The 14,327-nt window shown below is 66.6% G+C and carries 16 protein-coding genes and 1 tRNA gene; 8 read left to right on the top strand and 9 right to left on the bottom strand.

The genetic code is table 11. From position 1 onward, the window contains the following. Nucleotides 1–16: 16 nt before the first annotated feature. The gene (gene ssuD / locus GD429_RS27105; protein ID WP_152861525.1) at nt 17–1,174 is read right to left on the bottom strand and encodes an FMNH2-dependent alkanesulfonate monooxygenase; all 1,158 of its coding nucleotides are present in this window, start codon (nt 1,172–1,174) and stop codon (nt 17–19) included. A 341-nt stretch (nt 1,175–1,515) separates the two neighbouring features. Here ssuD and GD429_RS27100 point away from each other — a divergent pair, with 341 nt between their 5' ends. Then, nucleotides 1,516–1,944: a hypothetical protein gene (locus GD429_RS27100; RefSeq protein WP_152861523.1), complete on the top strand. Its 429-nt coding sequence runs from the start codon at nt 1,516–1,518 to the stop codon at nt 1,942–1,944. Nucleotides 1,945–2,052: 108 nt separating this feature from the next. On the opposite strand, the gene GD429_RS27095 is transcribed toward GD429_RS27100, so the two are convergent. The 3 genes from GD429_RS27095 to GD429_RS27085 are packed head-to-tail and all read right to left on the bottom strand — an operon-like array spanning nt 2,053 to nt 4,078. Further along, a complete protein-coding gene (locus GD429_RS27095) occupies nt 2,053–3,207 on the bottom strand; it encodes an enoyl-CoA hydratase/isomerase family protein (protein ID WP_152861522.1) in 1,155 nt (384 codons plus the stop codon). A gap of 31 nt (nt 3,208–3,238) precedes the next feature. Further along, entirely contained in the window at nt 3,239–3,577 is a 339-nt protein-coding gene (locus GD429_RS27090) for a DMT family transporter (RefSeq protein WP_152861520.1), read from the bottom strand. 3 nt (nt 3,578–3,580) lie between these two features. Further along, nucleotides 3,581–4,078, bottom strand: coding sequence for a heme-degrading domain-containing protein (locus GD429_RS27085; protein ID WP_152861518.1), 498 nt, complete (start codon nt 4,076–4,078; stop codon nt 3,581–3,583). A 197-nt stretch (nt 4,079–4,275) separates the two neighbouring features. Between GD429_RS27085 and GD429_RS27080 the strand changes: the two genes are divergently transcribed. The 7 genes from GD429_RS27080 to GD429_RS27050 all read left to right on the top strand — a co-directional run bounded on the left by GD429_RS27080 (nt 4,276) and on the right by GD429_RS27050 (nt 9,572). Continuing rightward, nucleotides 4,276–4,352: transfer RNA gene (locus GD429_RS27080), tRNA-Met, on the top strand. Between the two features lie 184 nt (nt 4,353–4,536). Then, nucleotides 4,537–5,082, top strand: coding sequence for an NUDIX hydrolase (locus GD429_RS27075; protein ID WP_152861516.1), 546 nt, complete (start codon nt 4,537–4,539; stop codon nt 5,080–5,082). Nucleotides 5,083–5,092: 10 nt separating this feature from the next. After that, nucleotides 5,093–5,857, top strand: coding sequence for a leucyl/phenylalanyl-tRNA--protein transferase (gene aat, locus GD429_RS27070; RefSeq protein WP_034184077.1), 765 nt, complete (start codon nt 5,093–5,095; stop codon nt 5,855–5,857). 33 nt (nt 5,858–5,890) lie between these two features. After that, complete coding sequence (locus tag GD429_RS27065) at nt 5,891–6,721, top strand: arginyltransferase (protein ID WP_152861514.1); 831 nt, start codon at nt 5,891–5,893, stop codon at nt 6,719–6,721. A 97-nt stretch (nt 6,722–6,818) separates the two neighbouring features. After that, nucleotides 6,819–7,856, top strand: coding sequence for a quinone-dependent dihydroorotate dehydrogenase (locus GD429_RS27060; RefSeq protein ID WP_321574893.1), 1,038 nt, complete (start codon nt 6,819–6,821; stop codon nt 7,854–7,856). Nucleotides 7,857–7,962: 106 nt separating this feature from the next. Further along, nucleotides 7,963–8,757: a cystine ABC transporter substrate-binding protein gene (locus tag GD429_RS27055; protein ID WP_152861510.1), complete on the top strand. Its 795-nt coding sequence runs from the start codon at nt 7,963–7,965 to the stop codon at nt 8,755–8,757. 122 nt (nt 8,758–8,879) lie between these two features. Continuing rightward, entirely contained in the window at nt 8,880–9,572 is a 693-nt protein-coding gene (locus tag GD429_RS27050) for an amino acid ABC transporter permease (RefSeq protein ID WP_152861508.1), read from the top strand. A 52-nt stretch (nt 9,573–9,624) separates the two neighbouring features. Here GD429_RS27050 and GD429_RS27045 read toward each other — a convergent pair whose 3' ends face one another. The 5 genes from GD429_RS27045 to rlmB all read right to left on the bottom strand — a co-directional run bounded on the left by GD429_RS27045 (nt 9,625) and on the right by rlmB (nt 14,219). Next, nucleotides 9,625–10,611 (bottom strand): Gfo/Idh/MocA family protein, encoded by a 987-nt coding sequence (locus tag GD429_RS27045; RefSeq protein ID WP_152861506.1) that lies wholly within the window; start codon nt 10,609–10,611, stop codon nt 9,625–9,627. A gap of 101 nt (nt 10,612–10,712) precedes the next feature. Continuing rightward, a complete protein-coding gene (locus tag GD429_RS27040; RefSeq protein WP_152861504.1) occupies nt 10,713–11,429 on the bottom strand; it encodes a FadR/GntR family transcriptional regulator in 717 nt (238 codons plus the stop codon). A 289-nt stretch (nt 11,430–11,718) separates the two neighbouring features. Then, on the bottom strand, nt 11,719–12,414 hold the full coding sequence (rpiA, locus tag GD429_RS27035; RefSeq protein ID WP_152861502.1) for a ribose-5-phosphate isomerase RpiA: 696 nt from the start codon (nt 12,412–12,414) through the stop codon (nt 11,719–11,721). A gap of 91 nt (nt 12,415–12,505) precedes the next feature. Continuing rightward, complete coding sequence (locus GD429_RS27030; RefSeq protein WP_152861500.1) at nt 12,506–13,378, bottom strand: N-acetylmuramoyl-L-alanine amidase; 873 nt, start codon at nt 13,376–13,378, stop codon at nt 12,506–12,508. Between the two features lie 97 nt (nt 13,379–13,475). Further along, nucleotides 13,476–14,219, bottom strand: a complete 744-nt coding sequence (rlmB, locus tag GD429_RS27025; protein WP_034184068.1) for a 23S rRNA (guanosine(2251)-2'-O)-methyltransferase RlmB — start codon at nt 14,217–14,219, stop codon at nt 13,476–13,478. Between the last annotated feature and the right edge of the window lie 108 nt (nt 14,220–14,327).

Here is a 14,327-nt window from a genome sequence, read left to right as displayed (position 1 = left end):
GCAGGCCTCTCCTCGCTCAACTCTGGCTTGCCTTCGGCAGATAGCTGTTGCCGACGATCTCGCCGAACGGCCCCGACAGCGGGCCGGCCGGCCGCTGCGCGCCCTTGCCCTTGATCAACGGGAACACGAGTTCGGCAAAGCGATACGATTCCTCGAGGTGCGGGTAGCCGGACAGGATGAACGTCTCGATGCCGAGGTCCGCGTATTCGCGCATGCGCTCGGCGACCTGCTCGGGATTGCCGACGAGCGCGGTGCCCGCGCCGCCGCGCACGAGACCGACGCCGGCCCACAGGTTCGGATACACCTCGAGCGCCTCGCGGCCGCCGCGCTTGCCGCCGTGCAGCGCGGCCATCCGGCGCTGGCCTTCCGAGTCCATGTTCGCGAATGCCTTCTGCGCACGCGCGATCGTGTCGTCGTCGAGGCGGCTGATCAGGCGCTCGGCGTCACGCCATGCTTCGTCCTCGGTCTCGCGCACGATCACGTGCAGGCGAATACCGAACTTGATCTTGCGGCCGCGCGCCTCCGCGCGGGCACGGATGTCGGCGATCTTCTTCGCGACGGCCTCGGGCGGCTCGCCCCAGGTCAGATAGGTATCGATGTGATCGGCGGCAATCGCGTGCGCGGCCGGCGACGAGCCGCCGAACCACAGCGGCGGATGCGGACGCTGCACGGGCGGATAAAGCGCCTTGCCGCCCTTCGACTGCAGGTGCTTGCCGATGTAGTCGAAACCGCCGTTGTCGTGCGATGCCGACAGCAGCCCGCGCCAGATGTTCAGGAAGTCGTCGGTGATCTCGTAACGCGTATCGTGATCGGCGAACAGGCCGTCGCCTTCGAGTTCGGCCGCATCGCCGCCCGTCACGACGTTGATCAGCAGGCGGCCGCCCGACAGGCGGTCGAACGTTGCTGCCATGCGCGCCGACAGCCCCGGCGACGCGATGCCGGGGCGAATTGCAACCAGGAACTTCAGGCGCTGCGTGGCCGGAATGAGGCTCGACGCAACGACCCACGCATCCTCGCAGGAACGACCGGTCGGCAGCAGCACGCCTTCGTACCCAAGCGTGTCCGCCGCGACGGCGACCTGCTTGAAATAATCGTAATCCGCGGCGCGCGCGCCTTCGGCCGTGCCGAGGTAGCGGCTGTCGCCATGTGTGGGGATAAACCAGAACACATTCATCTGCTGCTCCTGCTTGACTGTTCTTGCCGAAATTTGGAAAAAACGTCGCCCTGCTCGCGTCGCGGATGAGCGGCGCATGCATGGTGTGCGTTCGAATCGGGATGGTTCGCCGGTCAGGCCGTGCCGCGGGCGAATACGCGATTGCACGGCTGTTTCTGGGAAATCAGTCTAGGGATCGGTGCAGGGCTTTGGAACGATTTTTTTGAGCTTAGGTTTTCCGCTTTCGTGATTAGCACGACGCTGGAGCGAATATCGCGGCGGCCGGGCCCTATAATGACGCAACTATCCGAATAACTCCGCGCGAATGGCCCCGGCCGGGCGCGCCTGCGGTGCACTCATCGATGCAGAAAGTCATTTTGCCGTTCCTGTCCGGCTTCCTTGCCGCCCTGTTCTTCCGCGAGGCCACGCTCGCACTCCTTCACACAGCGGACCTGATCGCCGCGGCCGGCTTCTCCACGCAGCCGTTCGCGCCGCTCGGCATTCCTGAATTTGTCGCGAACGCGCTGATCAGCGCGTGCTGCGCGATCCCGATGGCATGGCTGTTGCGCGTGTCGCCGGAACGCGAGGCGTCGTGGATCGGCTCACTCATGTTCGGCGGCATCGTGCTGACGGCCGCGCGCGTGTTCGCGATCGATCCGCTGCGCGGCATCTGGCCGTCGGGCAACATGATGCCCGTGCTCGCGGCCGGCTTCGCGGCGAACGCGGTGTGGGGCTTCGGCGCGCTTGTGTTCATGCGCGCGTTCATGTCGGACGATGCAGGCGACGCGTAATACCGGAACGGGCTCCGCGCCCTTCGCACGCAAACCGATCGACGGTCAATAAACGAAAAGGCCGCCTGCATGTGCAGGCGGCCTTTTCGTTTCTGTCTCGCGCGAGGGTCAGTCCTTCAGGTTCCGCAACGGATGCGTATCGGGCGTCCACGGGCTGTCGAACATCGCAAGCACCTCTGCCCGATCGATGTCGGCGGCCGACTTGAAGCGCCACGCCGGCTGTTGATCCTTGTCGACGATCAGCGCGCGCACGCCCTCGATCACGTCGCCGCGTGCGAACGTCGAGCGCGTGAGATCGAGATCGCGCCGCAGGCAATCGGCCATCGTCGCGCCGCGTGCGCGCTCGACGACTTCGAGCGACACGGCCATCGACAGCGGCGACAGTTGGTCGCGCATCGCGTGAGTCGCCTTCTCGACCCACCCGTCGACGGCCGCGCAATCCGGTTCGGTATCGAGCGACGCGAGGATCGCGTTGATGTCGGGCTGCGCGAAATGGCGGTCGATCCCGGCGCGCGCATCGGCCAGCGCCGACGTGTCCGGCGTCGGCACGACCTTGTGCGCGGCAGCCGCGTCGGCCACGCAGGCAACGGCCTGCGCGCCGCTGTCGATGCGCGCGCTGCGCAGCGCGTCGAGCAGCGCCGGCAGTGCGGCATCGGGCAGATAGACGTCGGCGAGCTGCGCGTACAGCGCACCGGCCGCATCGAGCGTCGCGCCCGTCACGGCGAGATAACGACCGATCGCGCCGGGCGTGCGCGCGAGAAACCAGCTCATCCCGACGTCCGGGAACAGGCCGATGCGCGTTTCGGGCATCGCCATCTTCGTCGAATCGGTCACGACGCGCAGGCCGCCCGTGTGCCGCGCCGCCTGCGAAATACCCATGCCGCCGCCCATCACGACGCCGTGCATCAGCGCGATATAAGGCTTCGGATACGTGAAGATCGTATGGTTCAGCGTGTATTCGTCGATGAAGAATGCGTCGATCGCATCGCGGTCGCCGCGCTGCCATGCGTCGTGGAAAAAGCGCACGTCGCCGCCCGCGCAGAACGCGCGCGGATGCGGACTGTGCACGACGACCGCAACCACCTCCGGATCGTCGCGCCACGCGTCGAGCGCCTGCTGCATCAGCCGGATCATGCCGACCGACAGCGCGTTCAATGCCTTTGGCCGGTTCAGTTCGAGAAAACCGATGCGGTTCGCGACATAGGCGCGCACGTCAGGCTGGGCGGATTCGGCCGAAACGGCAGCGGAAGTGGTATCGGTCATGAGGGCCATCCGGCAAACGGCAGTCGCACGTTCAGTGCGCCTGCATCTTCGAGAACAGGTTCAGCACCACGACGCCCGCGACGATCAGCCCGAGGCCGATCACCGCCGGCACGTCCGGCACCTGACGATAGAGCAGCATCGCGACGAGCGTGATCAGCACGATGCCGGCGCCCGACCAGACTGCATAGATGATGCCGACGGGCATCGTGCGCAGCGTCAGCGACAGGCAGTAGAACGCGATGCCGTAACCGGCGACGACGAGCGACGACGGCCAGAAGCGCGTGAAGCCGTCCGCCGCGCGCAGCGCGGACGTGCCGATCACTTCTGCGACGATCGCGATCGCGAGCCATGCGTATCCGGGAAGCTGCATCGCTCAGCTCCTTGCGAGGGCCAGCACGGCGTAGTCCTGGCCGACCTCCGCACACAGCGCCTCGACGACGAATTCGTGGTCCGCGCGCTGCGGCAGCCCCGACGCGGTAATCGAGCCGATCACGCCGGCGCCCGCGACGGTCAGCGGAAACGAACCGCCGTGCGGCGAATATTCGGCGATCGGCAGCCCGTGCTTGTCCGCCAGCGTGGCGCCGGCCTGCTGCATGCGCAGGCCGATCGCGTACGAGCTGCGCCGGAAATGCGCGACGACGTTGCGCTTGCGGCGCACCCAGTCGGCGTTGTCGGGGGTCGCACCGGCGAGCGCCGCGTAGAACAGCGGCTGGCCGAACGTGACGATGTCGATCGCGATGGCATGGCCGCGCGACGTCGCGAGCGCATGCATCCGGTTGCCGAGCGCCCATGCGCGGGCCGGATCGAAATGGGGAAACACGAGCGCCTGTTCCTGCGCGCCGATCGATTGAAGATCGTGAGCGATGTCCATGAATCCGTCGATGCAATAAGGTGAGTTGCAATGGTGCCGATGCGATCGCGCACGACGCCGCTGCCGAAGAGACGAAACAAACCGCTCGATTCTAGCGCACGCGCCCACCGTGCCGTCCCCACGAGACGCGACATGCGATTGTCAGAAAGTGCTTGCACGCGCTCGGGTAACTCCTTATAATTCATTTCTTCGACGGACGCGGGGTGGAGCAGTCTGGCAGCTCGTCGGGCTCATAACCCGAAGGTCGTAGGTTCAAATCCTACCCCCGCAACCAACCCGTCCAGATTCATGCAAAAAGCCCGGTCTCGTACCGGGCTTTTTGTTTTTCCGCACCCGATCCCCGCCCGCTCTTCGCATCCGCCCGCCGCTTCGCGGCGGCACGCCGCCGGCATGTGCGGGCGTTCAAGAATGCCGCGCCCCGGTGATACACTCGCATCACCTCGTCCCTTCCACTCGACATGAAATTCTGCTCCGTCTGCGGCCACGAAGTCATCGCGCGTATTCCTCCCGGCGACTACCGCGAGCGCTTCGTCTGCGATCACTGCGGCACGATCCATTACCAGAATCCGCGCAACGTCGTCGGCACGGTCCCGGTCTGGGGCGATCAGATCCTGCTGTGCCGCCGCGCGATCGAACCACGCTACGGGTTCTGGACGCTACCCGCAGGCTTCATGGAAATGGGCGAGACGACGGCCGAAGCCGCCGCACGCGAAACGCTCGAGGAAGCCGGCGCGCGCGTCGAGGTGCAGAACCTGTTCACGCTGCTCAACGTGCCGCACGTGCACCAGGTCCACCTGTTCTACCTCGCGCGGCTCACCGATCCGGGTTTCGAAGCCGGCGAGGAAAGCCTAGAAGTGAAGCTGTTCGACGAAGCCGACATCCCGTGGGACGAAATCGCGTTCCCGACCGTCAGCCAGACCCTGCGATTCTTCTTCGCCGATCGCGCCGCCGGCGACTACGGCGTGCACACCGGCGATATCTTCCGCTCGCTGCGCAACGGCTGAGCCCGCCCCCATGGTCCCCTGGCTCGGCCCGGACGATCCGTTTCCGCCCATCGAACGTGCGCTCGGTCCCGCGACCGGCGCGCCCGGTCTGCTCGCCGCGAGCGCCGACCTGCTGCCGTCGCGCCTCATCGACGCGTACCTGCGCGGCATCTTCCCGTGGTACTCGGACGGCCAGCCAGTGCTGTGGTGGAGCCCCGACCCGCGCATGATCCTCGTGCCGGCCGAGTTCAAGGTGTCGCCGTCGCTGCGCAAGACGCTGAAGCGCGTGCTGCGCGAGCCCGCCTGGGAAGTGCGCGTCGATCACGACTTTCCGGGCGTGATGCGCGCCTGCGCGCAGGCGCCGCGCCGCGGGCAGCGCGGCACGTGGATCACGGCGGAGATCATCGACGCCTATACGTCGCTCTACCGCTCCGGCAACGCGCACAGCATCGAGACGTGGCACGACGGGCGCCGCGTCGGCGGCCTGTACGGCGTGTCGTTCGGGCGGATGTTTTTCGGCGAGTCGATGTATGCGGATGCCACCGACGCGTCGAAAATCGCGCTGGCCGCGCTCGTCGCCCACCTTCGCGACCAGGGGCTGGAGATGATAGACTGCCAGCAGAATACGTCGCATCTAGCGTCGCTCGGCGGCCGCGAGATCGCACGCAAGGCCTTTGTCGCTCACGTGCGCCGCGCGGTAGCCGAACCGCCGATTCCGTGGCAGTTCGACAAGCGCGTGCTCGCCGCGCTGACGGGCCCCGCCGAAACGGCGGCGCCCTCCGGGATCGAGCGCTAGCGCGGCACTCCCTCCTTGCATCGAGAGCTGCCCATGACTCACCCGACTGAGCTGCCGCTTTCACCGCTTTCGGCGCTGCAATTCTATGCAACGGCGCCCTATCCGTGCAGCTATCTGGACGGCCGTATCGCGCGCTCGCAAGTCGCGACGCCGAGCCACCTGATCAACTCGGACATCTACACCGAACTCGTGAAGGCCGGCTTCCGCCGCTCGGGCGTCTTCACGTATCGTCCGTACTGCGACGGCTGCCGCGCCTGCGTACCGGTGCGCGTGCCCATCGACGCGTTCGTGCCGTCGCGCACGCAGCGCAGGATGTGGAAACGGCACCGCGCGCTCGTCGCGACGGTCTCGCCGCTGCACTACGACGAAGAGCACTACGCGCTTTACATGCGCTACCAGTCCGCGCGCCACGCGGGCGGCGGAATGGATCGCGACAGCCGCGACCAGTACGAGCAGTTCCTGCTGCAGAGCCGGATCAACTCGCGCCTCGTCGAATTCCGCGACCTCGACGCGCCGGGCGGCGAGCCCGGCAAGCTGCGCATGGTCAGCATGATCGACATCCTCGGCGACGGGCTGTCGTCCGTCTATACGTTCTTCGAGCCCGACGACCGGCACACGAGCTACGGCACCTACAACATCCTGTGGCAGATCGAGCAGGCGAAGAGCCTCGGGCTGCCGTACGTGTACCTCGGCTACTGGATCCGCGAGAGCCCCAAGATGGCGTACAAAGCGAACTTCCACCCGCTCGAAGGGCTGACCGACGGCCGCTGGAAGATACTCGATCCGGAACGGGTCGACCTGCCGCCCGTCGATGCGGCGCTGGCCCGCGCGCCGCTGCCGGGCGGACATTCCGGCTCGGGCTGACGCGCGCCGCGGGGCTGCGAAGCGAAGCACGCCCCGGCCGCGCAACTCCCGGTAAAATAGCGGGTTGTCATTCATTCCGGCTGCCCGCCCAATTCCCGTGTTCAGTTCCCTTTATCCGCTGGCCCGCGCATCCCTGTTCAAGATGGATGCGGAAGACGCTCACCACCTCACGCTGCGCGCGCTCGGCGCGGCCGGCCGCACCGGCCTCGCCTGCGCGCTGTCGTCCCGCGTGCCCGACGCGCCGCGCACCGTGATGGGGCTCACGTTCCGCAACCCGGTCGGCCTCGCGGCCGGCCTCGACAAGGACGGCGCGGCCATCGACGGCCTCGCGGCGCTCGGCTTCGGCTTCATCGAGGTCGGCACGGTCACGCCGCGGCCGCAGCCCGGCAACCCGCGCCCGCGGATGTTCCGCCTGCCGCAGGCCGAAGCGCTGATCAACCGGATGGGCTTCAACAACCACGGCGTCGACCAGTTCGTGAAGAACGTCCAGGCCGCTCGCTATCGCGGCATCCTCGGCCTGAACATCGGCAAGAACGCCGATACGCCGATCGAACGCGCGGCCGAGGACTACCTGTACTGCCTCGAGCGCGTGTACCCGTTCGCGAGCTACGTGACGATCAACATCTCGTCGCCGAACACGAAGAACCTGCGCCAGCTGCAGGGCGCGGGCGAGCTCGACGCGCTGCTCGCGGCGCTCAAGGACAAGCAGCAGCGCCTCGCCGACCTGCACGGCAAGCTCGTGCCGCTCGCGCTGAAGATCGCGCCCGATCTCGACGACGAACAGGTCAAGGAAATCGCCGACACGCTGCTGCGCCACAAGATCGAAGCGGTGATCGCCACCAACACGACGCTGTCGCGCGCGGCCGTCCAGGGCCTGCCGCATGCGGACGAAGCCGGCGGCCTGTCGGGCCGCCCGGTGTTCGATGCGTCGAACGAAGTGATCCGCAAGCTGCACGCCGAAGTCGGCAGCGCAGTGCCGATCATCGGCGTCGGCGGCATTTTCTCGGGCGAGGACGCCCGGGCGAAGCTCGCGGCCGGCGCGTCGCTGGTCCAGCTTTATACGGGCTTCATCTACCGCGGCCCCGCGCTCGTCGCCGAATGCGTGAAGGCGATCGCCCGCGAGCGCACCGCGTAAGTTATATAGGCGTAAACAAACGATATTTATCGATCGATTGCATTTTTGCTATCATCGCTCGCACTATCAGAACAGGAGCCCCCGCCGGGGCAAGGAAGCTCACACGATGAAATTTTCGCTGCTGAAGAAGCTGCTGGTTGCCGGCCTGATCGGCACGTCGTTCGCCGCCGCCACCGCGCATGCGGCCGACCTCCTCGACCAGGTGAAACAACGCGGCACGCTGCGGATCGGCCTCGAAGGCACGTTCCCGCCGTTCAACTCGAAGAATCCGCAAGGCGAGCTGGTCGGCTTCGACGTCGACATCGCGAAGGCCGTCGCCGCGAAGCTCGGCGTGAAGGCCGAGTTCGTGACGACCGAATGGAGCGGCATCATCGCGGGCCTGCAGGCCGGCAAGTTCGACGTGATCTCCAACCAGGTCGGCATCACCGACAAGCGCAAGGAGACGCTCGACTTCTCGCCCGCGTACACGTACTCGTCCGCGCAACTGATCCAGCGCAAGGACGACTCGCGTGACTTCAAGTCGCTGGAAGACCTGAAGGGCAAGAAGCTCGGCGTCGCGCTCGGCACGAACTACATGGACATGGCGAAGTCGGTGCCCGGCATCGACGTGAAGACGTACCCGGGCGCGCCCGAGTATCTGCGCGATCTCGCGGCCGGCCGTCTCGACGCCGCGCTGAACGACCGCCTGATGCTCGCGTACCTGACGAAGAATTCGCAGCTGCCGCTGCGCCCGGGTGCGAACGTCGGCTCGGCGAACCCGTCGGGCATCCCGTTCAAGAAGGGCAACCCGAAGTTCCAGAAGGCGATCGACGACGCGATGGCGCAACTCGAGGCCGACGGCACGTTCACGAAGATCTCGGACAAGTGGTTCGGCATCGACGTGACGAAGCCGATCAAGTAAGCACGCCTGCATTTCCCGCCTGACGGCGGGCCGGACAGGGCGGCATCCGCAACGATGCCGCCCTTTGCTTTATTCGTCCGGTTTATGATTGCGCTTTCGCGCACGCATCCGATTCGTATTCCATGTCGACAACGTCCCTGCTCGTCCAATCGCTGCCGGTGCTCGCCCAGGGCGCCGTACTGACCGTCAAGTTCGCCGTGCTGTCGATGGTGTTCGGCCTGCTCGGCGCCGTCGTGCTCGCGATGATGGGCATCCGGCAAAGCGAGCCGCTCGAAGGCTTCGAACGCATCTGGGTCAACGCGCTCGCGGGCCTCGCGCGCGCGTACGTGAGCCTGATGCGCGGCACGCCGCTGCTGGTGCAGATCTTCGTCATCTACTACGGGCTGCCGAGCCTCGGCATCTCGCTCGACCCGACGCCGGCCGGCGTCATCGCGCTGTCCGCGAACGTCGCGGCTTACATGTCCGAAAGCATGCGCGGCGCGATCAATGGCGTTCACCGCGGCCAGTGGCTCGCGTCGTACAGCCTCGGGCTGTCGTGGGGGCAGACGCTGCGCTACGTGATCGGCCCGCAGGCGCTGCGCATCGCGGTGCCGAGCCTGTCGAACAGCCTGATCAGCCTGATCAAGGACACGTCGCTGGTGTCCGTGATCACCGTGACCGAACTGCTGCGCAGCGCGCAGGAAGTGATCGCGGCGACCTATCAGCCGCTGCCGCTCTATCTCGCGGCCGCGGCCGTGTACTGGATCCTGTGCCAGATCCTCGAATGGGTGCAGCGCTGGTACGAAAAGCGCCTGTCGCTGCCATCGCGGCACTGAGCGCACGCCATCCGCCGGGCCGCGCACGCGGGCCCGGCACCTGCGTTCCCGCCTACTCGCCCGAATAGCGCACGCCGAGCACGGCGCGCGCCGCATCGGTCATCGCGATCATCTGCCGCGAATGTTCGTGCGTCATGATCGGGCTTTCGGTTTCGCCCGCGCGCAGCAGGTCGCAGAAATGCGCGGTCTCGTAGTTCAGCCCGCCGCCTTCGGCCGGCGCGTCGAGTTCGACGGTGCGCCCGTCCGCATAGCGGATCGTTGCGCGCGCCGGATTCCACCACTTCTCGTGAATCGTCACGTGCCCGCCGGCCGCGGCGATCAGCGCGTCTCCGCGGCCCATCACGTCGAGCCCGCAAAAGAGCTGCGCGATCCCGCCGTTCGCATGCAGGCTGTTCAGGCTCGCGAACATGTCGACACCCGTCGCGCCGACGCGGCCGAGCGTCTGCACGTCGTGCGCCGCGCCGAGCCAGTCGACCGCGAGAAACGCCTCGTATATCCCGATATCGAGCAGCGCGCCACCCGCGCGATCGAGGCGATAGACGGAATGGTCGCCAGGTACCGACGACGATGCGCACCCCGCGCGCACAAGCCGGATCTCGCCGATCGGATCGGCACGCAAGTGCGCACGCAGCTGGCGGTACAGCGGAAAGAACGGCGGCTTCATCGCTTCCATGAAGAGCCGTCCGGCGTCGCGTGCCGCACGCAGCACGGTGTCGAGTTGCGCCGCATTCAGCGTCGCGGGCTTTTCGCACAGCACGGCCTTGCCGGCGGCAAGCGCGGCCAGCGTGTACTGCGCGTGACTGTCATGGAGCGTCGCGATGTAGACCGCGTCGATATCGCTCGCGAGGAGCGCTTCGAGGCTCGCGGCAGGCGTGCCGCCGCATGTCTCGCAAAAGGCTGCCGCTGCGTCGGCGCGGCGGGCCCAGGCACCGGCGAGCGTGGCCCCCGGCACGTGCGCGAGGCTTTGCGCGAAGCGGCGCGCGATGCTGCCTGCGCCGACGATGCCGAAGCGCACCGGGCGGTGGTCGTTGTCGTTCATCCTGATCTTCCGTGTCGGTCGTATGACGGTGGCCGGCACGCTGCCGACCGGCCGTCATGATAAACGGCTCGCCGGCACACGGATGAGCGACGCGAGCAGGTTCAGGCGCGCATGGGCACGTCGACGGAGAAATCGCGCGAGATCTCGTCGGCGCTGAAATCGATCAGCGCGAGCGAGGCCGCTTCGGCTTCGCGCGGATCGCGCCGCTCGATCGCATCGACGACACGCGCATGCGCCTTCACCGCGATTTCGTGCGCGCCTTCCTTCTGCACGACGCGCGGATTCACGAGACGCACCGCCCCGCGCACGATCGCCGCCATCTGCTGGAAGAACTGGTTGCCGCTCGCCTGCACGATTCGCGTGTGCAGCAACTCGTCCGCCGTGTCGTAGCCGGGATCGCCGGGCTGCAGCACCTTGAACGCATCGAACGCTTCACGGATCCCCGCGATGTCGGACGCCGTCGCACGCACGGCCGCCTGCGCGGTCGCGCGCGGTTCGATCAGCATTCGAAATTCGATGACGTCGCGCATGAACTGCGGATCGGGTTTTGCCCGAAATCGCCAGCTCACCACGTCTTCGTCGATCATGCGCCAGTCGCGCATCGGTCGCACGCGCGTACCGACTTTCGGACGCACGTCCAGCATGTCGCGCGCAAGCAACATCGACAATGCTTCCCGCATCACCGTGCGACTTACATCGAACTCTTTCGACAGCACGTCCTGCGGCGGCAAGATGCCGCCGTACTTGTCTTCGACGATACCCGAGACAAGCCCATCCATCACTTTGGCGACCAGTGACCGGTCTTTGCCCTGCTCCATGACACCTCCCCGTGCGTCGATTTGCGAACACCTGCTCCGCAGTTCCGCCGGCCCTGGTTACTACTGTTCTTATGATCTATAAGTTGATGAGTTCGAGGATATTTCGCTATCTGGTAAACACCTGACAGGGTTATCCCTCTTCTTGATGGGGTGATTTATAAGGCTTCAAAAAAGGCCCGGGAAGCGCGCTGCGCCTGCCGGGCCCGATTTCCACAAGATTTAACCATGCAGTCCATTACAGTCGACATGCCGTCAACTTCGTGCCGCTACGGACTGCTTTTCATTTCTTTCAATTAGCCGAATAAACGATCGTTTCGACGCCGTTTTCCGTGCCGAGCAAGCACAGATTCGCGCCGCGCTCGGCGAACAGGCCAACCGTCACGACGCCCGGCCATGCGTTCACCTGCGCTTCGAAGCCGCGCGGATCGGTGATCTGCAGCCCCTTCACGTCGATGATCTCGTTGCCGTTGTCGGTGATGTACGGTGCGCCGTCCTTCGTCACGCGCAGCACGGGCACGCCGCCGAGCGCGGTCACGCGCCGGCCGATCGCCGTGCGCGCCATCGGCACGACCTCGATCGGCAGCGGAAACGCGCCGAGCACCGGCACGCGCTTGCTGGCGTCCGCGATGCAGACGAACGTGTCGGCCACCGATGCGACGATCTTCTCGCGCGTGAGCGCGCCGCCGCCGCCCTTGATCATCGCGCCGCTCGCGTCGATCTCGTCGGCGCCGTCGACGTACACCTGCAGCGAGTCGACTTCGTTCAGGTCGAACACCTTGATGCCGTGCGATTTCAGGCGTTCGGTCGTGGCGACGGAGCTCGACACGGCGCCGCGATAGCGCGACTTGACGACGGCGAGTGCGTCGATGAAGCAGTTGGCGGTCGAGCCGGTGCCGACACCGATCACGGCGCCTTCCGGCACGTTCTGGATCACATAATCGGCGGCGGCCTGGCCGACGAGGCGTTTGAGTTCGTCTTGAGTCATGGCGTGGTAATGCTGCGGGATTGCGGAAAACCGCCAGTTTACCGGACTCGGATGACGGCCCGCGTTTTTCGGCGCGCGGTGCGCCGTGCGTTCAGGGTGCGCCCGCCTCGGGCGCGTTGTCCGCCGGTTGCGCGTCGGGGAAGTATTTGTCGAGCAACGCCTGCGCGATCGCGTCGCTTTCGGCGTCCGGATTGCCCGCATAGTCGGACGGCCGGAAATGCATCTGGAACGCTGCGAATACGCGCCGCGTGCGTGTGTCGAGCACGCCATCGGTCGGCACGTCGTAGCCGTAGCGCGCGAGCTTGAGCTGCAATTCGCGCACGTCGACCAGTGCGTGCGGATCGCGGCCGCCGAGCCGTGCGGCCACGGTCGTTTCGTCCGGCCATGCACCGACGCCGGCCAGTGCGAGCGCATGCCACGGGAACAGCGGCCCGGGATCGATCTTGCGTTGCGGCGCGATGTCGCTGTGCCCGACTACGCGCGTCGGCGGGATCCCGTAGCGCGCGACGATGTCCTTCGACAGGCGGGTCAGTGCATCGACCTGTTCAGGGGGATACGGCTGCCAGGTGCGATTCTGCGGATCGAGCGGGCCGCGGTTCACGTTCTCGATGCCGATCGACGCGGCGTTCAGCTCGGTCGTGCCCTGCCACTCGCTGACGCCCGCGTGCCATGCGCGCTTCGATTCCGGAACGAGCTGGTACACGACCGGCATCCCGTGTTCGACGCGCGGCTGCGGCGGCACGACATAATGCACGCTGACCGAATCGCCCGTCAGCGTGCGCAGCGACTTCGCTTCGTCGCTTTCGGTGTAATGCATCACGAGAAAGCGGATCCGCGAATCGGCACCGCGCGCGTGCAGGCTCGTGTCGGCGTAGTAGGTGCCGCGTTCGACGAGCGACGGCGACGTGCAGGCAGCCAGCAGGCATAACACGGCGCATGATGCGCCGAGGCGAAACAGGGTCATCGGTCGCGAGTTCCGGAGAACCGCGTGCTGCGTCGCATCGCGGCACGCGTCGTTCGGGTCGTCCCAGGCCCGCGCACGTCGCGCGAGACTGGCTGCGTCAGCCCTTCACGCGCCGCTGGCGTACGGCTTCGTACAGGCACACGCCGCTTGCGACCGACACGTTCAGGCTTTCCACGCTGCCGGCCATCGGGATGCTCATCACTTCGTCGCAGGTGTCGCGCGTAAGCCGGCGCATGCCTTCGCCTTCCGCGCCCATCACGAGCGCGACGGGGCCGTCGAGCTTCGTATCGTAGAGCGTCGCCGACGCCTCGTCGGACGTGCCGATGATCCATACGCCGGCTTCCTTCAGCTCGCGCAGCGCGCGTGCGAGGTTCGTCACCGTGATGTACGGCACCGTATCGGCCGCGCCGCTCGCCACCTTGGCCGCGGTCGCGTTCAGGCCGACCGCGCGGTCGCGCGGTGCGATCACCGCGTGCGCGCCGGCCGAATCGGCAACGCGCAGGCACGCGCCGAGGTTGTGCGGATCGGTGACGCCATCAAGCACGAGCAGCAGCGCCGGGCCCTGGATGCCGTCGAGCAGCTCGGACAGGTTCTGCGCGAGGGGCACGTCCTCGACACGCGCGACGACGCCCTGGTGACGCTCGGTATGGGCGAGGCCCCACAGGCGCGTTTCGTCGGCCGCGATCAGCCGCACGCCCGCTTCCTTCGCGGTGTGCAGGAAGTCCTGCATGCGGCGGTCGCGGCGCGTCTGGTCGTACAGCACCTCCGCAACCGTCGATGCATCGTGCCGCAAACGTGCGGTCACCGCATGAAAACCGTAAAGAACCTTCAGACGTGACATGACTGGAACAACCTTCGATCAAACGTGCGGCCGCGCGACGCGCGCAGCCGCGATCCATGGAAAAGGAAAGCGCCGCGTTGCCGGCCGATGACCGATGACGCGGCGTCT

The organism is Burkholderia sp. BE17 (assembly GCF_009362305.1).
In the GTDB taxonomy this organism is placed as follows: Bacteria; Pseudomonadota; Gammaproteobacteria; order Burkholderiales; family Burkholderiaceae; genus Burkholderia; species Burkholderia pyrrocinia_C.
Note: the sequence above shows the minus strand (reverse complement) of the source record. Positions and strands in the feature narration are given on the sequence as shown.